The sequence below is a fragment of the Leucobacter sp. CX87 genome, from assembly GCF_018682295.1.
Lineage (GTDB): Bacteria > Actinomycetota > Actinomycetes > Actinomycetales > Microbacteriaceae > Cx-87.
The window spans coordinates 222,734-245,326 of sequence record NZ_JAFIRI010000001.1; the positions used below are offsets into that span (position 1 = coordinate 222,734).

Sequence of the window (22,593 nt, forward strand, 5' to 3'; positions counted from 1 at the left end):
GTGGTTTCGAAAAAAGTTGGGGTGGCCACGATTACATCGTGTGGAGAGGCTTGCCAGCCAGGTTGAGCATCGCCTCGGCGATCGACTCATTCTGGCTGGGGTGTGCGTGAATGAAGGGGGCAACGTCTTCGGGGTACGCCTCCCAGTTCACGATCATCTGTGCCTCGCCGATCAGCTCGCCAACGCGAGCCCCGATCATGTGGATGCCGACGACGGGGCCGTCGTTGACGCGGACGACCTTGACGGTGCCAGCCGTGCCGAGGATCTCGCTCTTCGCGTTGCCCGCGAGGTTGTACTCGTATGCGGAGACGCGGTCGCTTCCGTACTCCTCGACGGCCTTCGCCTGAGTCAGACCCACCGAGGCAACCTCGGGATCGCAGTAGGTGATCTTCGGGATGTTGATGTCCGAGACGACGACCGGGGCGAGCCCGGCGATCTCTTCAGCGACAAAGATGCCCTGCTGGTAGCCGCGGTGCGCGAGCTGCAGGCCAGGAACAATGTCTCCGACTGCGTACACGCCGGGAACGTTCGTGGCGAGGCGATCGTTGGTGAGCACGAAGCCGCGGTCCATCTGCACGCCGACGGCTTCAAAGCCCATGCCTTGGGTCGACGGACCACGGCCAACGGCAACGAGCAAGTACTCGGCCTCGACGACGGTGCCGTCCTCGAGCGAGATGACGACGCCCGAATCGTGCTGGGTGACGGACTGGAAGCGAACGCCGAGCTTGTAGTCGATCCCGCGCTTGCGGAATGCGCGCTCCAGCTGCTTGGAGATCGACTCCTCCTCGTTCGGAACGAGGTGGGGCAGGCCCTCAATGATGGTGACCTCAGAGCCGAATGAACGCCAGACGCTGGCAAACTCGACGCCGATGACGCCGCCGCCAAGAATGGCTACGCGTCCCGGAATGGTGTCGAGCTGCAACGCATGCTCGCTCGTGATGACGCGGCCACCGATTTCGAGCCCCGGGAGGCTGCGCGAGTACGAACCCGTCGCCAGGACGACGTTCTTTCCGACAATGAGGTCGGTTCCGACCTGCACGGTGTTCGCCGCGACCAGGCGACCCTCGCCAGCAATGACAGTGATGCCGCGGGCCTTCAGGAGTCCCTGCAATCCCTTAAACTTCTTCGCAACAATGCCGTCGCGGTATGCGGAGACGCCGTGAATGTCGACACCGGTGAATGTCGACTGGACGCCATATTCGGCACTGCTTCGAGCGACATCTGCGACCTCTGCCGAGTGGAGCATGGCCTTCGTCGGCACACAACCGCGGTGGAGGCAGGTGCCTCCCAGCTTGTCCTTCTCAATAACCGCAGCGGTCATTCCGAGTTCAACGGCGCGGATCGCGGTGGCATAGCCCGCGCTTCCTCCGCCGAGGACTACGACATCAAAGTTCTGTTCGGCCAAGTGGGATCTCCCTCGGATTCGCGGCAAGTGCAAGTCGGTTCGGACGGCACTTCTGCGCGGTGGCGATCGCACGCCGCACAGACAGTGCCAGCCTACTACTTTCGGGATTCAGATTCGTCGAGCTGTCCGGGGAATACCCCATCTTGAGGCAGTCTGTTCGCGCCGGCGACAGCTTCGAGGTGGGTGATGAGCGAGCGAATGCTCGCCCCGGTGGCACCAGCGCCATTGAAAGCGTATGGCGCACCCTCGTTCATTGCGGGACCCGCGATATCGAGATGCGCCCACTGAATGCGGTTCCCGTCGGCGGCATTCCCGATGAAATCTCGCAGAAAGACGCCCGCGACGAGCATGCCGCCGGAGCGATTGCCCATGTTGGCGTTCACGATGTCAGCGATGTCGCTCTTGAGGACACCACGCAGCTCGTCCGTCAGTGGCATCGGCCACAGAAGCTCGCCCGCTGCGAGCCCGGCGCGGTGCAGGCGGGAGACGAGCTCGTCGTCGCCCATCAGACCGGTCGTGCGATCGCCCAGGGCGACTTGCTGAGCACCGGTCAGCGTCGCGACGTCGATAATCTCGTCCGGCTGCTCGAGGCTAGCCGCGGCAAGCGCGTCGCCGAGGACCAGGCGGCCCTCGGCGTCAGTGTTCGTAATCTCAATGGTTTGGCCATTGCGCGCCGTCACCACGTCCCCGGGCCGCACCGCTCGCCCGGAGGGCATATTCTCCGCCAGCGGCAGCCACGCGGTGACTGAAACGTTGAGCGCAAGCTCGGCGGCGGCGCGCAGCACGCTCAGCACCGATGCGGCGCCGGCCATGTCGGATTTCATGCCCAGCATGGCGTTTGCCGGCTTGAGGGACAGGCCGCCGGTGTCGTAGGTGATTCCCTTGCCCACGAGGGCGATGTGGCGGGTCGCACCCTCCGGACGGTAGGCCACGCGCAGGAGGCGCGGTCCGCGTTCGGAGCCCTGCCCAACCGCAACGATCGCGCCAAACCCTTCCGCTGCCAACCGGGCGTCATCCCAGACCTCGGTCTCGAGTCCGGCCTCGGCAAGTTCAGGAAGTACATGGGCGACGAAGGACTCGGGGTAGATCTCGTTCCCGGGAAGGTTGACCAGGTCCTTGGTTCGGGCAATCGCGGTCGAAACCACCGCAGCGCGGCGATCCGCGGCGACATCCGCTGCGGCATGCAGCACGACCGACACCGTCTCGTCTTCCGGGGCACTGAGCCCGCGCGATGCGTCGTACCGATAGGCGCCCATCAGCGCCCCCTCGGCGATCGCCGCGACCACGCCCGGCGCGGCATCTTCGCCGGGTGCCGCGATCGCGATGGTCGTGATGCCGCTCAACTGGCGTATCGCGCTGCCCGCAGCGGCGCGATACGCGTCGGCATCGTCGCGCTTTCCGAGCCCGACGAGACACAGCACCGTGCCCGCCGATCCGGGGAGGGCGGTGCGGACGAGTTGGTCGGCCGCGCCCGTCACGCCCAGAGCGTCGAGCGGGACGGCTCCGTGATCCTGCGCAGTGAACGCGGGGGACGTCACGATCTCGGGAGAATCGCCCCCGCGCACGAACACCAGGATTGCGGTGCCGTTGGAGACTGAGATCTGATCGGATGAACGACTGAGTTGTACCGTGCGAGACATGCTTCGAGCATAGGTTGCGGCCGCGACGCCACGCGGGTATTCCCGCAGAGCGTTCGCTGATGGCACAGCCGAAGCCGCCCACGGGTGCGGCCCCGTTCGTAGGATGGAGGGGTGAATGAGACTCTGTATTCTGCGGACTACCCCGAACGTCGTGCGCTTGTGCCCAAGGGGCTGCCGCTCGTCGTCGCGTTCACTGGTTTCACTGATGCGGGCAGCGCGACCGCACAGCTTGAGAGCCAACTGTGGGAACAGTGCAAGCCTGAGGAGCTGCTGCGGTTTAACGCCGACCTGCTGCTTGACTACCGGGCTCGGCGCCCCACGATTACGTTTGCCGAGGATCACCTCACTGACTACAGCCCGGACGAGCTGTCGCTGTCTCTCGCGCATGATGCAATGGGCTCTCCCTTCTTGATGCTCACGGGCTACGAACCCGACTTTCGCTGGGAGCAGTTCGTCGACGCGGTGCTGTTGCTCGTGCACGAGTTCGAAGTATCGGTCACGGCGTGGGTGCACGCGATTCCGATGCCGATCCCGCACACGCGCCCCATCGTCTATACGGTCAGCGGCTCGCGCGAGGACCTCATCGAGTCCCGGTCCGCCTGGCGGCCGACGACGAGGCTCTCCGCCACCGTGGGGCACCTCATGGAGTACCGCCTGCATTCGCTGGGCGAGGAGGTCGTCGGGCTGGTGCTGTTGGTTCCGCACTACCTCGCCAACACCGAGTACCCCGCGACGCTCCTGAGCGCACTCGAGGGGCTGATGGCCGCGACCGGCTTGATCTTTGCGACCGACCCCATTCGCGAGCAGGTGCGCGATTTCCAGGCCAAGGTCGATGAACAGATCGCGAGCAACGAAGAGTCTCGCGAGATGGTGGCCAACCTCGAGGCCCGCTACGACACGTATATGGAGGACCAGTCGATGCGTTCTCCGCTGATGAGCGAGGATGGCAGTATCCCGACGGCCGACCAGCTTGCGAGCGAGCTCGAGCACTTCCTCGCGCAGCAGCCTTGGAAGAACGACTCGGGGCCGTCAGATGGTCCGGGTCCGTCCTCAGACGTGCAATAATAGAGCCGTAACCCGGTCAACTTGGTCTTCTCGCGTTCTCGCGTTGGAATAACTGAGACTTGACATGGGTTTTCTGAGTTTGACCGTATTTCCGGTAACGCAGGGACTCGACCGAGAGCCCCAGATGCCCCGGACCCCCGAGCAGAGAGGTGGCTGAGTGGCTACTTCATCCACGTCAAAGAAGCCCGCAACCACGGCCGAGACGAACGCCGAGGTACCTGAAGCGGCCAAGGCGAAGGCGCCCGCTGCGAAGGCCGGCACCACCAAGGCTGCTGCGACCAAGGCTGCGACGGCGAAGGCCACCGCAACGAAGACGACCGCGGCGAAGTCTGCTGCCGAGAAGCCGCCGACCAAGGCCGCTCTCGCGAAGCTGGCGAAGGCTGAAGCCGCGGCTTTGGCCGAGGCCGAGGGCGACGCTGCCGCGAAACCTGCGGCGAAGAAGGCAGTCGCCGCGAAGAAGCCCGCTGCCAAGCGTGCGACGAAGAAGGCAGCCGCGGAGGTCGAGGAGATCGACGAGGCCGCAGTCGCCGAGGCTGAGCGCGAGTTGGCCGAGGCTGAGCGCGCGAAGACCAAGTCGACGGTTTCTGATGAGCCGCTGCCGACCGGCGCGATCGTGCTGCGTGCCTCGGACGACGAAGAGTCCCCGCAGATCTCGACCATGATCCCTGGCGCGACTGCCGACCCGGTCAAGGACTACCTCAAGCAGATCGGTAAGGTCGCGTTGTTGAACGCGGCGGAAGAGGTCGAGCTTGCGATGCGTATCGAGGCGGGCCTGTTCGCCGCCGAGAAGCTCGCGACCGAGAAGGACCTGCCGAAGCGCCTCGAGCGTGAGCTGCGTTGGGTATCGCGCGACGGCGAGCGGGCGAAGGCCCACCTGCTGGGCGCGAACCTCCGTCTTGTCGTTTCGCTCGCCAAGCGCTACACGGGCCGCGGCATGCAGTTCCTCGACCTGATCCAGGAGGGCAACCTCGGCCTCATCCGAGCGGTCGAGAAGTTCGACTACACCAAGGGCTTCAAGTTCTCGACGTACGCCACCTGGTGGATTCGTCAGGCGATCACCCGCGCAATGGCCGACCAGGCCCGCACGATTCGTATTCCCGTGCACATGGTTGAGGTCATCAACAAGCTGGCCCGCGTGCAGCGGCAGATGCTGCAGGATCTCGGCCGCGAGCCGACGCCCGAGGAGCTCTCACGCGAGCTCGACATGACCCCCGAAAAGGTCATCGAGGTACAGAAGTACGGCCGCGAGCCGATTTCGCTGCACACCCCGCTCGGCGAGGACGGCGACAGCGAGTTCGGCGACCTCATCGAAGACACCGAAGCGGTCGTTCCGGCCGACGCGGTGGGCTTCACGATGCTGCAGCAGCAGCTTGAATCCCTGCTCGATTCGCTCTCTGAGCGCGAGGCCGGCGTGATCCGCATGCGCTTCGGCTTGGGCGACGGTATGCCCAAGACGCTCGACCAGATTGGCGACACGTTCGGGGTGACCCGCGAGCGGATCCGCCAGATCGAGTCCAAGACGATGGCTAAGCTGCGCCACCCCTCGCGGTCGCAGTCGCTGCGCGACTACCTCGAGTAAATCGGCACTCGTTCTTCACGAAAGGCCCGCCCGGGTTCCCTGGGCGGGCCTTTCGTGTCGAGAGGGGGGTGACGTGATTCGTCATGCAACGCAGAAGGCGGGCCGGCCTCCCCGAGGGGAAGCCGACCCGCCTGTGCGATACTTCGCAGGATCAGCGCGGCTGGATCCGGTGCGAAGCGTTACTTGGCGCTGAGCCGGTGGCTCTCATCGTGCCAGGAATCGGCAAGCGGCTTGAGCTTGTCCTCGTGCTTGCGCGCGTGGTGCGCGCAGAAGAGAAGCTCGCTGCCGCCCATCGTGGCGCGGACATACGCCTGGGCGCCACAGCTGTCACAGCGATCGAGCGCTGTGAGTGGGACAGTGTCAATCGTGGTGGTTCCGGCTGCCTGATCTTCGAGTGTCGTCATGGCGTCCTCCCTTCGCTTTCGCTTACTCGCAATCCAAGCATGTTCTGCTGAGTGTTCGGTTCTTCGGATGGGTGTTTCGCTCAGCGCGTAGCCGGGATCCTGCCGGAGAGCCCCAGAAGCCGCACTCGCCGGTGAACCTGACGAGCGGTGTCGGTGGGTTCGCATAGGGTGGACAAGTTGCCACAGATAAGGAGCACATCGCCTTGGCCGAATCCAGTTACTCCGCTCGCCATCTCACCGTTCTTGAGGGGCTCGAAGCGGTGCGGAAACGGCCTGGCATGTACATCGGCTCGACCGATTCGCGAGGCCTGATGCACTGCCTCTGGGAGATCATCGACAATTCCGTCGACGAGGCGCTCGCGGGGCACGGCAATGAGATCTCCATCGAACTGCACAGCGACGGCAGCGTCACCGTGCGCGACAACGGTCGCGGCGTTCCCGTCGATATCGAGCCGAAGAGCGGCCTCTCGGGCGTGGAACTGGTGTTCACGAAGCTGCACGCCGGCGGTAAGTTCGGTGGCGGGGGATACGCCGCCTCTGGCGGCCTGCACGGTGTGGGGGCGTCCGTCGTGAACGCCCTGTCGGCGCGCCTCGACGTCGAGGTGGACCGGGACGGCAAGACCTGGGCGATGTCGTTCCGCCACGGCGAGCCGGGTATCTTCTCGGGCGATGCGCCCGACAGCACGTTTACCCCGTTTGAGAACGCCTCGGAGCTGCGCGTCGTCGGGAAGGTGAAGAAGGGCGTCACGGGCACCCGGGTGCGGTACTGGGCAGACCCCCAGATCTTCCTGCGCGAGGCCGAGTTCGAGACCGACTCGCTCGTCGCGCGTGCGCGGCAGACGGCGTTCCTCGTTCCCGGGTTGGCGATTGACATTGTCGACGCCCGCGGCGAGGAGACGACTCACCAGCACTTCGCCTACGAGGGTGGCATCTCGGAGTTCGTCGATTACCTCGCGACCGACGGCCCGGTGAGCGACACCTGGCGCATCACCGACACGGGTCATTTCTCGGAGACCGTGCCGGTCATCGACGAGGCGGGAAACATGGTCTCGCGTGAGGTCAAGCGCGAGTGTGAGATCGACATCGCGATGCGCTGGGGGACCGGGTACGAGACCAACGTCAAGAGCTTCGTCAACATCATCGCGACGCCCAAGGGCGGCACGCACGTGGCGGGCTTCGAGCAGGGCCTCACGAAGTTCTTCCGCAAGCAGATCGAGACGAACTCCCGCAAGCTCAAGGCCGGATCGGACCGTCCCGACAAGGACGACATCCTCACCGGTCTCACCGCCGTGATCATGGTGCGCGTTCCCGAGCCCCAGTTCGAGGGGCAGACGAAGGAGGTTCTGGGCACCGCCGCCGTGCGTGCCATCGTCGCGAAGGTGGTGACGAAGCACCTCGACGAGCGCTTCAGCTCGGCGAAGCGGCACGACAAGATCCAGTGCGCCGCGGTCCTCGAGAAGATGGTCTCGGAGATGAAGTCGCGGATCTCGCTGCGCGCGCAGCGTGACACGCAGCGCCGAAAGACCTCGCTCGAGAGTTCCTCGTTGCCTGCGAAGCTGATCGATTGCCGTTCGAAGTCGGTTGAGGGCACCGAGCTCTTCATCGTGGAGGGAGACAGCGCACTCGGCACCGCGCGCCCCGCGCGCGACAGCGAGTTCCAGGCGCTCTTGCCGATCCGGGGCAAGATCCTGAACGTGCAGAAGGCCTCTGTCGCGGACATGCTTTCGAACCGCGAATGCGGTGACATCATCAAGGTGATCGGCGCGGGTTCGGGGCGCGACTTTGACCTGGCCTCGGCTCGGTACGGCCGCGTGATCATCATGAGCGACGCCGACGTGGACGGCGCGCACATCCGCACCCTGCTCCTGACGCTCTTCTTCCGGTATATGCGACCGATGCTCGAGGCGGGCCGTGTGTTCGCCGCCGTGCCGCCGCTGCACCGCGTCATCGTGCAAAACGCCGGGCGCAAACCCAACGACGTTATCTACACGTACAGCGAGCAAGAACTGCAGTCCCTACTCGCCGACCTCCGCAAGCGGGGTAAGAAGTACGTCGAGCCCATCCAGCGTTACAAGGGCCTGGGCGAGATGGACGCCGACCAGCTGGCTGAGACGACCATGGACCGCGAGCACCGAATGTTGCGGCGAGTGCGGGTGTCGGACGCGCACGAGGCAGCGCTCATGTTCGAGCTGCTGATGGGCAACGAGGTGGCCCCGCGCAAGGAGTTCATCGTGGACAACGCCGACGAGATGGACCGCGACCGCATCGACGCGTAGTTGGTAGGGGTGGGGCTGGGGCTGCCTGGCCACCCCGACCTCGTCGTTCCCCGGACAGTTGGTGACGGAGTTCAGGTCAAAGCCGTGACAAAGCGTCCGGGGAACGATGACAGGGGCTGACACCTTCGAGAGCGGGGGAAGACGCCTGAAGTCCAACGTCCGCTTCCTGTCCGTCTGGGCGATGTGTTTCGCGCTGCGGAGGCGCGGGATCCGGGCCGTACTTGGATCACTGCACTCTGCCGCGCAGGCCTATCAGTCACACCGGGAGCGAGCTCTCGCTGTGGGGAAGTACTTGCTAACTGGACACTTCCTGAGCCACGCATCAGCAGCAGTTGTTTGGGGCCTGCCCGTGCCGGCGAATCGGCTTTCGCGAATCGAAGTTGCTTGCTTCCGCCCAGTGCGACGTCTACGGAGAACAGACGTTTGGTCGGATGAGGCCAGCGCGCAGACAGCCATCGCTAGCAAGACACAGGGCGTCCTCGTGAGCAGCCCGGCCTCGACCTGGGCGGATGCTTGCGCCGTCCCTCTCTCTGCGCGTCGGCGTTGCGTTGGGGGACGCGGTGATTCATTTGCACCGGATCCCCGGGACGTCACGGATTCCCGTCAAGCTGCTCGCGACGATCATCGAGCTCGAAGTGGCGGTAGCGGCAGGTCGAAGAGTCGGCGTCGCGCGGCTGCGGGAGCTTCTGCCGCTGCTATCGACGCGGAGCGCCTGCGCGCCCGAGAGTCACCTCCGGGTGCTGCTGTGACAATGGGGATTGCCCCGCGCCAACTTGATTTCGATGTGCGCGGCGATGACGCTGCGTTGCTCAGCTGCAGCGAACTGGCCTATCCGAAATATCGCCTCGCGCTCGAGTACGAGGGTGGCCAGCACCGGACCGAGACGGCTCAGTGGAACCGTGACATCGAGAAGTATCGGCACTATGCGCAGGCGGGATGGGAGGTGATTCGTGAAGCGAATCGGCGCCAAGTTTTCGCTAGAGCGCCCTTCGGGCTATGCGGAACTGGGTTCCAAGGGACGCAAAAGGGCGGGACGCGGTTCCAGAAACAGCGATCCCGCCCCGTGGATTCAGGCCTACGGCGCGGAACCGATGAAGGCCGCTGCCCCGTCGATCGGGGTTCCCGATCCGTCTCGCTTGCCGAGCTCCTGCGGCAGGCTGCGTGGTGCACCGTCGAGCGCGAGTGCGCGCGGCTCGCCGTGGCCCTCCGGCGTCACGACTCCGACCCAGGCGCACGAGAGGCGGTCTTCGCCCTTCAGGAAGCGCTGGGCGCGCACACCACCGGTGCCGCGGCCCTTGGCTGGGTACTCGTCCCAGTCTGAGACCTTCGCGGTCGCGACATCGGTGCCGGGAAGCGTTTCCGAGCTCTCGGCGATCGTGACGACTCGCGCCTGGGTGCCCCCGGGTATGGCCCCCGCGAACACCACGGTGGCGTCGCCGGCGAGCCGAATGCCGGCCATGCCGCCAGCGGGGCGACCCTGAGGACGCACCGCGGAAGTCGGGAAGCGGAGCAACTGCGCATCGCTCGTGATGGCGGCGAACTCAGCGCCATCTTCCGCCACGAACGCGCCCACGACGCGATCGCCGTCCTTCAGGCCGATCACCTCGAACGAGGGGGGCTTCGGCAGATCCTGGAGTACCACGCGCTTGACGATGCCCTGGGCGGTGAACATGCCGATGGGAGTGTCCGTGTCGATGGGGACGAGCCCCACCACGCGCAGCGATCGGTCGGTGAGGCCGAGGTAATCGGCGATGGGCACGCCCGCAGCAAACGAGATGCTGGCGGCAGGCACGTGCGGCAGATCGACCGGCGTGAAGCGGTGCAGGGTGCCATCGGACAGGATCGCGCCGAGCTCGCCTCGCACCGTGCCGTCCACGCTTGCGCGCAGCGCACCGTGTTTCGCGGGGCGCGAAGGGCCGCGCAGCGAATCGGCGACATCCGCCTCGCGGTCGATGCGGAGCGCGCGGCCCGTGACCGAGAGCAGGACGGTGCAGTCGGTGTCCGCCACCTCGAGCACGACCGCCTTCGAGGACGCCCGTGCGGGCCGGATCGCCGCGCCGGTGAGGACCGTGCGACGGGGCGTCCCGTAGCGCTCTGCGACCTCGTCGAGTTCGCGGGCGACGACGCTGCGTAGCAGGGCGTCGCTCGACAGGATGGCCTGCAGCTGTTCGATTTCTTCGCGCAGCTTGTCGCGCTCGGACTCGAGCTCGACACGTGAGAACTTCGTCAGGCGACGCAGTCGCAGTTCAAGGATGTACTCAGACTGGAGCTCGGAGAGGTCGAACACCTGCATGAGGCGCGTGCGCGCGGCGTCGGTATCGTCGCTCTGGCGGATGACCTGGATGACCTCGTCAATGTCGAGGATCGCGATGAGCATGCCCTCGACGAGGTGCAGGCGCTCGCGTCGCTTGTTCAGCCGGTATCGGCTTCGGCGGGTGATGACCTCTCGTCGGTGCGCCACAAAGACGCGCAGGAGCTCGAGCAGGCCAAGCGTCTGCGGCTGTCCTTCGACTAGAGCGACCGAGTTGATGTTGAACGAGTCCTCGAGCGGTGTGTGCCGATAGAGCTGTTCGAGCACGGCGTCGGGGGAGAACCCGGTCTTGAGTGAGATCACGAGGCGCAGGCCGTGCTTGCGGTCGGTCAGGTCAGTGACGTCGGAGATTCCCGAGAGCTTCTTCGCGTCGACTCCCTGCTTGATCTTTTCGATCACTCGCTCGGGCCCGACGAGATAGGGAAGCTCCGTCACGACGAGGCCCGACTTGCGCGCGGTCAGTGACTCGACGGACACCTTCGCTCGGGTGTGGAACGCGCCGCGACCGGTGCGATACGCATCGCGGATGCCGTCGAGGCCCACAATGGTGCCGCCCCCCGGGAGGTCGGGACCCGGGATGAACTCCATGAGGTCCTCGAGTGTCGCATTCGGGTTCTCGAGCAGGTGCTTTGCCCCGGCCGCGACCTCGATGAGGTTGTGCGGGGCCATGTTCGTGGCCATGCCGACCGCGATGCCGCTCGCGCCGTTCACCAACAGATTCGGCACGGCGGAGGGCAGCACGGACGGCTGCATGATCTGGTTGTCGTAGTTGGGGACGAAATCGACCACGTCCTCGTCGAGGAACTCGGTCATCGCGAGTGCCGCGCCCGCGAGGCGCGCCTCGGTATACCGGGAAGCGGCGGGGCCGTCGTCGAGCGAGCCGAAGTTCCCGTGGCCGTCCACCATGGGAAGACGCATTGCGAAGTCCTGGCTCATGCGCACCATCGCGTCGTAGATGGCCGTGTCTCCGTGCGGGTGCAGCTTGCCCATGACCTCGCCGACGACGCGGGCCGACTTGACGTGCCCCTTTTCGGGCTTCAGGCCCATGTCGTCCATCATGAACAAAATGCGCCGCTGCACGGGCTTGAGGCCGTCGCGCGCGTCGGGAAGTGCGCGCGAGTAAATCACCGAGTAGGCGTACTCGAGGAACGAGCCCTGCATCTCGTTCGAAATATCGATGTCCTCGATGCGCTCGTTCGCCCCGATGCCGACGGCGGCGTCGTCGTACACCGCGACATCGGTCGAGGGCGCCCCGAGGGTCGGTGCCGACTCCGTTCCGGCCTCAAGGTCCGGATCCATCCCGTGTTCGTTTGTTTCCGTCACGACGCCTTCCTGAATTACTCGCCGAGTGCGGCGGGGGTCGCGCCCTTCGGCGCGCGCACGATGCGGCCGGGGCTCCGGCCCGCACCCCACGGATACGATGGGATTCATGCTACCGATCCCCACCGACAGCGGCGCGAGGCTGGCCGCGATTCTGCCAAGCGTGCTCGAGAGTCTGGCGCTCGGAAACGGTCAGTCCTCCGAGACCGACGGCCGGCCCCCCGCGACCGCAGGTGCCCCAGCGCTGCCCGCGGCCCGATCCGCGGTCGTAATCGCCGTCGACGGCCTCGGGTGGGCGAACTTTCGGGCCCGGCGCGGGCATGCCCGCACGCTGAACGCGATGGAGAAGCAGCGCATCGAGACGGTTGCCCCGTCTACGACTGCCGCAGCCCTCACCGCGCTCACGACGGGCCGCCTGCCTGGAGTGCACGGGTTGATCGGCTACCGCATTCGGCACCCCGAGCGCGGCCTCGTCACGACGCTTAGCGAATGGGACGACATCGGGGATCCGGCACAGTGGCAGCGGGCGACCCCGCTGTTCGCTCGCGCGGCCGACATCGGTGTGAACGCGTATGCCATCGGTCGGCCCCAGCACCGCGAGAGCGGCCTGACGGCGTCCATCCTCGCGGGGGCGACCTACGTGGCGGGCGCGACGATCGAGGATCGTTTCGCCGCCGCGGCACGGCTTGTTCGCGGGGCCGACCCGGTGCTGGCCTATCTGTACGTCGACGAGCTCGACCGGGCCGGGCACCACTCGGGCTGGGAAAGCGATGCCTGGACGAAGCGGCTCGAACAGTTCGACGCCGCTCTCGGCTCGTTTCTCGCCGCGCTGCCCCCCGGCATCGGCGTCGTCCTCACCGCGGACCACGGCATGGTGGACGTGCCCGAGCACCGGCGGCTATTAATGGACCAGATGCCGGGACTGCTCGACGGCGTCGAGATGGTGGGCGGCGAGCCGCGCATGCGCTCGCTCTACCTCCAGGATCCGCGCCAGGCCGCCGCCGTGGCCGCGCGTTGGGAAGCGGTTGAGGGCGGCAGAGCCTGGATCGCGACCCGAGACGAGGCAGTCTCGAGTGGCTGGTTCGGCCCGGTGGATCCGGTGGTCGCGCAGCGCCTCGGTGACGTGATCGTCGCCGCCCGCGGAGCCGTGGCGTACTACCAGTCCACCGACGATGAGCAGGCGCTCGCAATGGTCGGCCAGCACGGCAGTTTCACCGACGATGAACGGGGGATCCCGCTGGCGGTCGCCGGTGCGTTTGCCGGGGGCGGGTTCATCGCGCGCGTGCAGGCCGCCCGCTAGGAAGACCTGCCTAGGCGGGGTCGTCCTCGCTCCGCGTGCCGAACAAGATGTCGTCCCAGCTGGGGATCGATGCGCGCCGCTTCTTTCCGCCACTCGGTTCACTGGGAGGCGCGGGGACGGGGGCAGGATCGCGCTTCGTCACGAGCGGAGCGACGCTCTGCGGCGCCTCCGCGGGTGCAGGAGCGGTCTCTTCCGCGATGGGAGGGGCGGAGGCGGGCGTCAGGTCGTGCGCGCTGCGCAGTCGCGGCAGGGGCGCAGCCTCGGGTTCGCGCTCGGGACGCGCGCTCTCGCGCTCCCCACGTCGTCGGCGCAGAGCGTCGAGCAGATCTGCGGTCTGGCCGAGGTCTGCTGGCGCCTCTTCGCGGCTAGTGATCGCACGCTGCTCGATTTCCTGGCGGCGTTCGTATGCTGTCTCCGCGCTCACATCGTCGCGGGCGGCGATGGCTGCCGCGGCGGCGTCACGCGCCGAGGGGACGCTGTTCGGGGCGACTTCCCCTGTGGGGCTCTGATCGCCCTCGTCGGGGCCCACACCGGCGACTCCCCGCGGCAACGGAGTCGTGGCCGCGAGCGGGGACTGCTCGACGCTGTCGTCCGGGTAGAGGGCGTTCGGATCAAACGCACCTGAATCGAATCGTTCGGTGCGCCCGGGGGAGTCAACCGCCCGAAGCTTCGGGATAAGGCGATCGCCCACCTCGCCTTGCTGGGAGAGGGTCACGGCATCGCTCGTAAGTGGCGCGAGAATCGCCTTGCGGTGCTCAAACGACCAGATGGCCTTGTGGTCCACTTCGCGAGAGCGGAAAGTGAGGCTGATCATCCAGCCGTCGGCCGGATCGCGCCAGGCCGTCCACTGGACGCCGTCAGAACCGAGGCCGCTCAGGCGTGCGTTGATGACGCCGCCAAACGTCTGGGGGGTGTCCTCGTCCTGCTCGCCCTGGGCGCGCACGGGGACGACCAACGCGCTGTCGAGGATGTGTTGGCGCTCGGCAAGGACCGGCCCTTCGTGCCGTTCGACGTCAGACTCGTCCGCACCGGTCGCGGCGACGACCTCTGCACGGGTCTTGCCCGCGCGGATGAGTGACTGGATCTCACGCGGCTTCACCCGGGGTCCCGAGCGTGTCGGACGCGCGACCTGCTTCATTTCAGAGATCAGGTACTCGTCTATGGCGATCCGGAACTGCTCCCCGGCGTCATTCGTGACGATTAGGGCGTCGTCCTCGCGTCGCGCGAATTGAAGCTCTTGCATGCGATCCACTTCCTCCCAGCGTTCTACGGGCCCAAGCATCGCACGAACCGGCGGTAAACCGGGGGATTGACGCGGCGAGGCACCGAAACTTGCCCGGCCGAAGAACCGGATCTGTGAATTTATCGGTCCGGGAGTTTGCCAAGTTGGATTTCTTCAGGCAAACTATGGCCGCTCGATATATTGTGCGCCGAAGAGGCGCGGATTGCAGGAGAGAATGGCCACCGATTACGACGCGCCGCGCAAGTCCGAGGAAGAATCCGACTCAATCGAGGCGCTGAAGGAACGTGTTCCCGACAAGGCTTCGTCGTCAATTGACGCCGAGGACTCGGACAACCCGGGTTTTGAACTCGCGGGTGCCGATCTGTCGGACATGGATCTCGATGTGGTTGTGCTGCCTCAGCAGGAGGACGAGTTCACCTGCGTGAACTGCTTCCTGGTGCGGCATCGCTCGCAGCTTGATCACGACAGTGACCTCGGCCCGGTTTGCCGGGAGTGCTCGCTCTAGAAGACACTGATGGGCGCGCCTGCGGTGCAGGCACGCCCATTCTCAAAGCCCGGTCAGCGACGGATTTACGTCGCGGACCGGGCTTTGAGAATGGCAGCGGCAAGCTCGGCTGGGCGACGCGTCGTGAGTACCCAATACGGGGCCGGATCCGCAGGATCAGTGATCTCGACGCGCACGCCCGAGTGGATCCAGCCCCGAATCAGGAGGTGCGCTCGAGCGTCGCAGCCGGGACCGATGGCAACCCGCAGCTCGGTGTCGCTCAACTCGTCCACGGCGCCCAGCATCGCTACGGGGATCCGTGCGGGGCCGGCAGTGAACACGCCGTCAACGATCGAGATCTTCGGTGCAGAGAGCAGCATGATTGCCCCCACGATGAGATACGAGAGGATGGCCGAGATGATGGCCACCGTCACGTTGATGGGCGTCAGCGCCAGTGCGACGGCGGGCAAGATCAGCAGGGTGGCCACGAAGAGCCACGGAGTCGGCCACAGCCGCTCGGAGTACGAGGTCATGTTCCCATTATCCGTGGTGATGCCTGAGTGGGCGTGGAGGTCGGCGCGCGGCGAGCCTGATCCGGTAACCTGTGCGGGTGACTGATCTTGTCGAGGTACTTATTCGCGCCGACTCGCCCCCTGTGTATGCCCACCCGGGCGATGCGGGTGCCGATCTGCGCAGCACCGAAGCTCTCGTGCTTGAGCCGGGCGAGCGCGCGCTCGTCGGCACGGGCGTGTCGATTGCCCTGCCGGATGGCTATGTGGCATTCGTCGTGCCCCGGAGCGGCCTCGCCGCCAAGCACGGCATCACCGTGCTGAACTCCCCGGGCACCGTCGATGCCGGCTACCGAGGCGAGGTGAAGGTGACGCTCCTGAACACCGATCGCAGCGCCGCCTTCCCGATCGCGCCGGGGGACCGGATCGCCCAGCTCATCATCATGCCCGTCTCGCGGGCCCGCTTTGTGCCCGCGGAGACGCTCCCGGGCAGCGCTCGAGGCGAGGGTGGGTTCGGATCGACCGGAATTAGCCAGGACCTCGCCCCGGCGCGGTAACGTCACCCCAGAGCATCCGGGCTTGTGTGCCCGGCACCGTTTCATCGCAAGGAGCAAAGAAGCCGATGGCTGAATCAACACAGGATCCGCAGGCAGACGCACTCGACGTGCGCGACCCGAGCGCCCCAGAGTACGACGAGAGCAAGTCAGGCCCCGAGGATCGCGAGGCCGAGGGTCCGTTCGACGTCGCCGAGGTACCCGCTTTGCGACCTTACGTCGACCTCGGGTCGATCAAGGTGGCGCCCCGTGAGGGCCTGCAGATGCGCCTCGATGTTGAGGAAAGTACGAAGCGCATTGTCGCGGTCTCGCTCGACTATGCCGACTCTACGCTGCAGGTGCAGGCGTTCTCCGCACCGAAATCGACTGGCCTGTGGCACGAGATTCGTGCGCAGCTCTCCACGCAGCTGGTGTCGCAGGGCGCCACGGTAGAAGAGCGTGAAGGCGCACTCGGGCTCGAGCTTCTCGCGGCGCTTCCGGTCACAGAAGAGCGTGGCGGCGGGACGACCGCGGTGCGGTTCATAGGTGTTGATGGACCGCGCTGGGTGCTCCGCGGAGTGATCACGGGTGCCGGCGCAAACGACCCGGTGGCAGCCGGCAAGATTGAGTCGCTGTACCGCGAGCTCGTCGTGGTGCGCGGTGACTCTCCGATGCCGCCGCGTGAGCTGCTCGCTCTTCGCGTGCCCGCAGGCGCGCAGGGCGCCCAGAACGCGTGACTCGAGACACCGGCAGCCCTGCGGCGGGAGGCGACGCCGCCGACCAGGATCCTGCTGAGCCGGGTCCGACCGAGCCCGCGCAGCACCTGCACCTTCCGCAGGTGGGCGGGGCGCTGGGTCGCACGGTAGCCGCCGGGCTCTCCGGTGAGGCGGTCTCCGCGAAGGGGGTCCTCGAAGCGATCGGCGGGGTGCGGGGTGTGATCGAGTCACTCCTCCCCGGAATGCTGTTCCTCGGGATCTACGTGTTCACGCAGGACGCGCGCCTCAGCGTCGTGGCGCCCGCAGTGCTCGCGATCGCCGCGTGCGCGTGGCGCCTAGCTCGGCGCCAACCCGCAATGTCCGCACTCGCCGGCCTGATTGGCGTCGGTATCTGCGTGGTCACCACGCTCGTGACGGGAAAAGGCGAAGACTATTTCCTTCCCGGGTTCTGGACGAACGGGGCCTGGTCGGTCGCACTCGTCGCCTCGCTGATCATTGGTTGGCCGCTCTTGGGATTCATCGTCGGCGCGATTCACGGAGATCTCATCGGCTGGCGCAAGGACCGCGTGATTCGGCGCGCCGCGGCGCTCTGCACGGCGAGCTGGCTCGTCCTGTTCCTTGCGCGGCTCGCGGTGCAGCTTCCGCTGTATTTCGCGGGTGAGGTCGGCGCTCTCGGGGTCGCTCGCCTCGTGATGGGCGTCCCGCTATACGGGCTCTTGGTGATTTTTACATGGCTCGTGCTCCGCGCGGCCATCGCAAAGCGCGACGCGGCCTAACGCCACTGCGTGTTCCGGCGCAGCCGGGATCCTGCAGGGCCGTGCGCCCCCGCGCGCCGGTCAGGTCCGCGGGTGCAGAAGAGATATAGTTATCTTGACGTCGAGATAGTTTTCGCTGAGAACGCTCCCGAACGCACGCTCAGCGTGCGCGGCGGGGCGAACAGGTGCACACTAGTCTCGCGAGTAGTCGACAACACGGACAGGAGACGGTCGTGGCAGCGGTCAATAGCTTCGGAGCGAAAAGCACGCTCTCGGTAGGCGCAAACAATTATGAGATCTTTCGGATTGATCAGGTACCAGGTTCTGAGCGCCTGCCTTACAGCCTGAAGGTTCTCCTCGAGAACCTGCTTCGCACCGAAGACGGTGCGAACGTCACGAAGGCGCACATCGAAGCGCTCGGAGGCTGGGATCCCAACGCCCAGCCCGACACGGAGATTCAGTTCACGCCCGCGCGCGTGATCATGCAGGACTTCACCGGCGTTCCCTGCGTCGTCGACCTTGCCACCATGCGCGAGGCGATGGCCGATCTCGGCGGCGATCCCGAGAAGATCAACCCGCTCGCGCCTGCAGAGATGGTCATCGACCACTCAGTCATCTCGGATGTGTTCGGCACCCCCGACGCGTACGTAAAGAACGTCGAGATCGAGTACCAGCGCAACGCGGAGCGCTACCAGTTCCTGCGCTGGGGCCAGGGCGCCTTCCAGGACTTCAAGGTCGTGCCCCCGGGCACGGGCATCGTGCACCAGGTCAACATCGAGTACCTGGCACGCGTGACCTTCACCCGCGAGGTTGACGGCGTGCTGCAGGCCTACCCCGACACCTGTGTCGGCACGGACTCGCACACGACCATGGTCAACGGTCTCGGCGTACTCGGCTGGGGCGTCGGCGGCATCGAGGCCGAGGCGGCCATGCTGGGCCAGCCCGTCTCCATGCTGATCCCGCGCGTCGTGGGCTTCAAGCTCTCGGGCGCGATTCCCGCTGGCGTGACCGCGACCGACATCGTGCTGACGATCACCGAGATGCTGCGCAAGCACGGCGTCGTCGGCAAGTTCGTCGAGTTCTACGGTGCGGGTGTCGCTGCGGTTCCGCTCGCGAACCGCGCCACCATCGGCAACATGAGCCCCGAGTTCGGCTCGACGGCCGCGATGTTCCCGATCGACGACATGACGCTCGGCTACCTGCGCCTGACCGGCCGCAGCGAGGAGCAGGTTGCACTCGTCGAGGCGTACGCCAAGGAACAGGGCATGTGGCTCGATCCCGAGAAGACTCCCGAGTTCAGCGAGACGCTCGAGCTCGACCTCTCGACCGTCGTCCCGTCGATCGCCGGCCCGAAGCGCCCGCAGGACCGCATCGAGGTCTCGCGCGCCAAGGAGCAGTTCGCCACCGATCTGGAGAACTACGCGAAGGCCGCGAACCCGGCCCTCGTGAAGGACGCTGAGGGTCGCGAGTTCACGATCGATCACGGCGCGGTCACTCTCGCCTCCATCACCTCGTGCACGAACACCTCGAACCCCTCCGTCATGCTGGCGGCCGGAATTCTCGCGAAGAATGCCGCCCTTAAGGGCCTCAAGGTCAAGCCGTGGGTCAAGACGACCCTCGCGCCTGGCTCCAAGGTGGTCACCGATTACTACGACAAGGCAGGCCTCACCCCCTACCTCGAGGATCTCGGATTCTTCCTGGTCGGTTACGGCTGCATGACGTGCATCGGGAACTCTGGCCCGCTGAACGAGGAGATCTCGGACGCGGTGCAGAGTCACGACCTCGCCGTCACCTCGGTGCTCTCGGGCAACCGAAACTTCGAGGGCCGGATCAACCCGGACATCAAGATGAACTACCTCGCGTCGCCGCCGCTCGTCATCGCGTACGCGCTCGCCGGCTCGATGTCGTTCGACTTCGAGACCGACGCGCTCGGTCAGGACCAGGAGGGGAACGATGTGTTCCTCAAGGACATCTGGCCCGACACGCTCGAGGTGCAGCAGACCGCCGACTCGTCGATCGACACCGACATGTTCGTCGACAAGTACGGCTCGGTCTTCGAGGGCGACGACCACTGGCGCTCGCTCCCGACGCCGGACGGCAACGTGTTCGAGTGGGACAACGAGTCGACGTACGTGCGCAAGCCTCCGTACTTCGATGGCATGACCATGGAGACGACTCCGGTTACCGACATCTCGGGCGCCCGCGTGCTCGCGAAGCTCGGCGACTCGGTCACCACGGACCACATCAGCCCGGCCGGCAACATCAAGGCCGAGACCCCTGCTGGTCAGTACCTGATCGAGAACGGCATCGGTCGCCGTGACTTCAACTCGTACGGCTCGCGCCGTGGCAACCACGAGATCATGATTCGCGGCACCTTCGCGAACATCCGCCTGCGTAACCAGCTGCTCACCGACGTCGAGGGTGGCTACACCCGCGACTTCACGCAGGAGGGCGGCCCGCAGTCGTTCATCTACGACGCCTCACAGAACTACCAGGCAGCGGGCATTCCACTCGTCGTGCTCGGTGGCAAGGAGTACGGTTCGGGTTCGTCCCGCGACTGGGCGGCGAAGGGCACGAGCCTTCTCGGCGTCAAGGCGGTCATCACGCAGAGCTTCGAGCGGATCCACCGCTCGAACCTCATCGGCATGGGCGTCATCCCGCTGCAGTTCCCCGAGGGTGAGAGCGCCGACACGCTCGGCCTCGACGGCACCGAAACGTTCTCGATCTCGGGAATCACGGCGCTGAACGAGGGCGTCACGCCGAAGACCGTCCACGTCACCGCGGTGCACGAGTCGGGCACGAGCGTTGAGTTTGACGCCGTCGTGCGCATCGACACCCCGGGCGAGGCGGACTACTACCGCAACGGCGGGATCCTGCAGTACGTGCTTCGCTCGCTGGTCTAGTCTGAACGCGTTCGCTTACTGAACGGGCCTCTCTCCATCCTCTCGCTAGGATGGTGAGAGGCCCGTTTTCCTTCCCGGGCACACCCAGGAGCTACCGCGTGCGCATACTTGAAAGCATCCACTCACCCCGCGATTTAGACGGGCTGAGTGTGGAGCAGTGTCGACAGCTCGCGGCGGAGATCCGTGAGTTCTTGATCGCGGAGGTCACCCGCACCGGCGGCCACCTGGGCCCCAACCTGGGGGTGGTCGAGCTCACGATCGCGCTGCACCGCGTATTCGAATCGCCGCGCGACCCGATCGTCTTCGACACGGGCCACCAGAGCTACGTGCACAAGCTCCTCACCGGTCGGCAGGATTTCTCCGAGCTGCGGCTGCGTGGCGGACTCGCGGGCTACCCCCAGCGCTCGGAGTCGGAACACGACATCGTCGAGAGCTCGCACGCCTCGAGCTCGCTGAGCTGGGCCGACGGTATCTCGCGCGCGTTCTCGCGCACCGGTCAGGCCGATCGTCACGTTGTCGCGGTCGTCGGCGACGGCGCCCTCACCGGGGGAATGACCTGGGAGGCGCTGAACAACATCACCGACGATAACTCGCGCAACCTCGTGATCGTCGTCAACGACAACGGGCGCTCGTACGCGCCGACCATCGGCGGCATGGCACGGTTCCTCAACACCGTCCGCACGCAGGGCAGTTACCGCGACCTGCAGCGGGGGAGCGAACGGCTGTTCGATCGCCTGGGCGCGCCGGGACGCTCTCTCTACCGCGGCGTCCGCGGCGGCGTGCAAGGCTTTTTGAGCCGCGCCGCGAACAACGAGCACCTGTACTCGAATCTCGACATCAAGTACCTGGGGCCCGTCGACGGCCACGACCTTCCCGCCCTTGAGCGGGTGCTCGAGCAGGCGAAGGCCTACGGCGCCCCGACGCTCGTGCACGTCATCACCGAGAAGGGCCGCGGCTATGAGCTCGCGCGCCGCGACCAGGCCGATCAGTTCCACGCGATCGGCGCGATCGACCCCGACAGCGGGATCTCGCTCGACGCGAAGGGCGGCACCAGCTGGACCAGTGTGTTCCGCGAGACGATTCTTGAGCTCGCGCGGGAAGACGAGCGGCTGATCGGCATCACCGCAGCGATGCTCCGCCCCACGGGTCTCGACGGCCTGGCCGAGGAGTTCCCCGATCGTGTGATTGACGTCGGAATTGCCGAGCAGCACGCGGTCACGTCCGCGGCGGGTCTGGCCTACGGCGGACTCCACCCGGTCATTGCGATCTACGCGACGTTCATGAACCGCGCGTTCGATCAGCTCCTCATGGACGTCGCGCTGCACCGCGCTGGCGTCACCTTCGTGCTCGATCGCGCCGGACTGACTGGCCCGGATGGCGCGAGCCACAACGGCGTCTGGGACCTCGCGACGCTGCAGATTGTTCCCGGCATTCGGATCGCCGCCCCCCGCGACGCCACGCGCCTGAAGGAGCTGCTGGCTGAGGCCGTGCAGGTCACTGACGCGCCAACTGTGCTGCGCTACCCGAAGGGGACGGTTGCTCCCGCTAGCCCCGCCCTACGACGCACCGACGACGGCGTGGATGTGCTGCGGGGGAGCGCGAGCGACGAGACCACTCCCCGTGACGTGCTCTTCGTGTCGGTCGGCCCGATGTCGGAGCTCGCGATCGGTGCGGCTGCGCTGCTCGAGGCGCAGGGAATTACCTGCACCGTGATCGATCCCCGCTGGGTCGTGCCGGTGCGCACGTCGGTCGTCGAGATGGCGCGGGCGCACCGCCTGCTGATCAGTATCGAGGACGGCATTCGTGTCGGCGGTATCGGCACTCGGATCCGCCAGGCGCTGCGCGATGCGGGCGTAGATACTGCGGTGAGCGAACTCGGTACCCCCGACGAATTCCCGGGGCATGCGACCCGCGGTCAATTGCTGGAGGACGCCGGGCTGACTGCCGAGCAAATTGCCAGCGACGTTGAGGCGCAGGTCCGCGGCGCGCGCATTCCGATCGCCCGCCCCGAGTAGTCTCGATCGTCATTGCCCGGGGCGGCCACTCGGACGAACCGAGGGGATGCCCGTCGCAACGTTGCGAACGTGATGGTTGCGCCGTCCACCACGCCAGCTCCCGAGAGATGCGTCTGGCGGGCGGCCCGATGTGGG

General features: G+C 66.2%; 17 protein-coding genes. 11 read left to right on the forward strand and 6 right to left on the reverse strand.

The features are described 5' to 3' along the window. Positions 1-31 precede the first annotated feature (31 nt). Together lpdA and KOE53_RS01055 are read right to left on the reverse strand one after the other, a co-directional pair. Positions 32-1,405, reverse strand: coding sequence for a dihydrolipoyl dehydrogenase (lpdA, locus tag KOE53_RS01050; protein ID WP_188057082.1), 1,374 nt, complete (start codon positions 1,403-1,405; stop codon positions 32-34). Between the two features lie 95 nt (positions 1,406-1,500). Next, the gene (locus KOE53_RS01055) at positions 1,501-3,045 is read right to left on the reverse strand and encodes a leucyl aminopeptidase (protein ID WP_188057083.1); all 1,545 of its coding nucleotides are present in this window, start codon (positions 3,043-3,045) and stop codon (positions 1,501-1,503) included. A 111-nt stretch (positions 3,046-3,156) separates the two neighbouring features. Here KOE53_RS01055 and KOE53_RS01060 point away from each other — a divergent pair, with 111 nt between their 5' ends. Together KOE53_RS01060 and KOE53_RS01065 are read left to right on the forward strand one after the other, a co-directional pair. Next, complete coding sequence (locus KOE53_RS01060) at positions 3,157-4,110, forward strand: proteasome assembly chaperone family protein (RefSeq protein ID WP_188044837.1); 954 nt, start codon at positions 3,157-3,159, stop codon at positions 4,108-4,110. A 157-nt stretch (positions 4,111-4,267) separates the two neighbouring features. Beyond that, positions 4,268-5,689 (forward strand): RNA polymerase sigma factor, encoded by a 1,422-nt coding sequence (locus KOE53_RS01065; protein ID WP_188057084.1) that lies wholly within the window; start codon positions 4,268-4,270, stop codon positions 5,687-5,689. 179 nt (positions 5,690-5,868) lie between these two features. On the opposite strand, the gene KOE53_RS01070 is transcribed toward KOE53_RS01065, so the two are convergent. Beyond that, entirely contained in the window at positions 5,869-6,093 is a 225-nt protein-coding gene (locus KOE53_RS01070; protein WP_188044835.1) for a DUF7455 domain-containing protein, read from the reverse strand. Positions 6,094-6,296: 203 nt separating this feature from the next. On the opposite strand from KOE53_RS01070, the gene KOE53_RS01075 reads away from it, so the two are divergent. Together KOE53_RS01075 and KOE53_RS01080 are read left to right on the forward strand one after the other, a co-directional pair. Then, the gene (locus KOE53_RS01075) at positions 6,297-8,369 is read left to right on the forward strand and encodes a DNA gyrase/topoisomerase IV subunit B (protein WP_188044834.1); all 2,073 of its coding nucleotides are present in this window, start codon (positions 6,297-6,299) and stop codon (positions 8,367-8,369) included. Between the two features lie 509 nt (positions 8,370-8,878). Next, positions 8,879-9,118, forward strand: coding sequence for a hypothetical protein (locus KOE53_RS01080; protein WP_188057085.1), 240 nt, complete (start codon positions 8,879-8,881; stop codon positions 9,116-9,118). Positions 9,119-9,444: 326 nt separating this feature from the next. Here KOE53_RS01080 and KOE53_RS01085 read toward each other — a convergent pair whose 3' ends face one another. Then, positions 9,445-11,979, reverse strand: coding sequence for a DNA gyrase/topoisomerase IV subunit A (locus KOE53_RS01085; RefSeq protein WP_188057306.1), 2,535 nt, complete (start codon positions 11,977-11,979; stop codon positions 9,445-9,447). 130 nt (positions 11,980-12,109) lie between these two features. Between KOE53_RS01085 and KOE53_RS01090 the strand changes: the two genes are divergently transcribed. Further along, positions 12,110-13,300 (forward strand): alkaline phosphatase family protein, encoded by a 1,191-nt coding sequence (locus KOE53_RS01090; RefSeq protein ID WP_188057086.1) that lies wholly within the window; start codon positions 12,110-12,112, stop codon positions 13,298-13,300. A 10-nt stretch (positions 13,301-13,310) separates the two neighbouring features. On the opposite strand, the gene sepH is transcribed toward KOE53_RS01090, so the two are convergent. Beyond that, a complete protein-coding gene (gene sepH, locus KOE53_RS01095; protein WP_188057087.1) occupies positions 13,311-14,543 on the reverse strand; it encodes a septation protein SepH in 1,233 nt (410 codons plus the stop codon). Between the two features lie 214 nt (positions 14,544-14,757). On the opposite strand from sepH, the gene KOE53_RS01100 reads away from it, so the two are divergent. Further along, the gene (locus KOE53_RS01100) at positions 14,758-15,048 is read left to right on the forward strand and encodes a DUF4193 domain-containing protein (RefSeq protein ID WP_188044830.1); all 291 of its coding nucleotides are present in this window, start codon (positions 14,758-14,760) and stop codon (positions 15,046-15,048) included. Between the two features lie 65 nt (positions 15,049-15,113). Here KOE53_RS01100 and KOE53_RS01105 read toward each other — a convergent pair whose 3' ends face one another. Continuing rightward, positions 15,114-15,560 carry a DUF3093 domain-containing protein gene (locus KOE53_RS01105; RefSeq protein WP_188057088.1) on the reverse strand — a complete coding sequence of 149 codons (447 nt, stop codon included), beginning with the start codon at positions 15,558-15,560 and terminating at the stop codon, positions 15,114-15,116. A gap of 77 nt (positions 15,561-15,637) precedes the next feature. On the opposite strand from KOE53_RS01105, the gene dut reads away from it, so the two are divergent. From dut to dxs, 5 genes are all read left to right on the forward strand, one after another. Then, positions 15,638-16,093 carry a dUTP diphosphatase gene (gene dut, locus KOE53_RS01110; RefSeq protein WP_188044828.1) on the forward strand — a complete coding sequence of 152 codons (456 nt, stop codon included), beginning with the start codon at positions 15,638-15,640 and terminating at the stop codon, positions 16,091-16,093. Positions 16,094-16,158: 65 nt separating this feature from the next. Beyond that, positions 16,159-16,806 carry a DUF3710 domain-containing protein gene (locus KOE53_RS01115; RefSeq protein WP_188044827.1) on the forward strand — a complete coding sequence of 216 codons (648 nt, stop codon included), beginning with the start codon at positions 16,159-16,161 and terminating at the stop codon, positions 16,804-16,806. Next, on the forward strand, positions 16,803-17,561 hold the full coding sequence (locus tag KOE53_RS01120) for a DUF3159 domain-containing protein (RefSeq protein ID WP_241095585.1): 759 nt from the start codon (positions 16,803-16,805) through the stop codon (positions 17,559-17,561). Before KOE53_RS01115 ends, KOE53_RS01120 begins: the two co-directional genes overlap by 4 nt. A 212-nt stretch (positions 17,562-17,773) precedes the next feature. Further along, the gene (acnA, locus tag KOE53_RS01125) at positions 17,774-20,443 is read left to right on the forward strand and encodes an aconitate hydratase AcnA (protein WP_188044826.1); all 2,670 of its coding nucleotides are present in this window, start codon (positions 17,774-17,776) and stop codon (positions 20,441-20,443) included. Positions 20,444-20,541: 98 nt separating this feature from the next. After that, positions 20,542-22,458 carry a 1-deoxy-D-xylulose-5-phosphate synthase gene (gene dxs / locus KOE53_RS01130; RefSeq protein WP_188057089.1) on the forward strand — a complete coding sequence of 639 codons (1,917 nt, stop codon included), beginning with the start codon at positions 20,542-20,544 and terminating at the stop codon, positions 22,456-22,458. The last annotated feature ends 135 nt before the right edge of the window (positions 22,459-22,593 follow it).

Bases quoted from the DNA above. Each gene is read 5' to 3' on its own strand.
- KOE53_RS01105 (WP_188057088.1), bottom strand. From the start codon at position 15,560: ATGACCTCGTACTCCGAGCGGCTGTGGCCGACTCCGTGGCTCTTCGTG.
- KOE53_RS01085 (WP_188057306.1), bottom strand. From the start codon at position 11,979: ATGGATCCGGACCTTGAGGCCGGAACGGAGTCGGCACCGACCCTCGGG.
- KOE53_RS01070 (WP_188044835.1), bottom strand. From the start codon at position 6,093: ATGACGACACTCGAAGATCAGGCAGCCGGAACCACCACGATTGACACT.
- sepH (WP_188057087.1), bottom strand. From the start codon at position 14,543: ATGCAAGAGCTTCAATTCGCGCGACGCGAGGACGACGCCCTAATCGTC.
- KOE53_RS01090 (WP_188057086.1), top strand. From the start codon at position 12,110: ATGCTACCGATCCCCACCGACAGCGGCGCGAGGCTGGCCGCGATTCTG.
- KOE53_RS01080 (WP_188057085.1), top strand. From the start codon at position 8,879: ATGCTTGCGCCGTCCCTCTCTCTGCGCGTCGGCGTTGCGTTGGGGGAC.
- KOE53_RS01055 (WP_188057083.1), bottom strand. From the start codon at position 3,045: ATGTCTCGCACGGTACAACTCAGTCGTTCATCCGATCAGATCTCAGTC.
- KOE53_RS01115 (WP_188044827.1), top strand. From the start codon at position 16,159: ATGGCTGAATCAACACAGGATCCGCAGGCAGACGCACTCGACGTGCGC.
- KOE53_RS01100 (WP_188044830.1), top strand. From the start codon at position 14,758: ATGGCCACCGATTACGACGCGCCGCGCAAGTCCGAGGAAGAATCCGAC.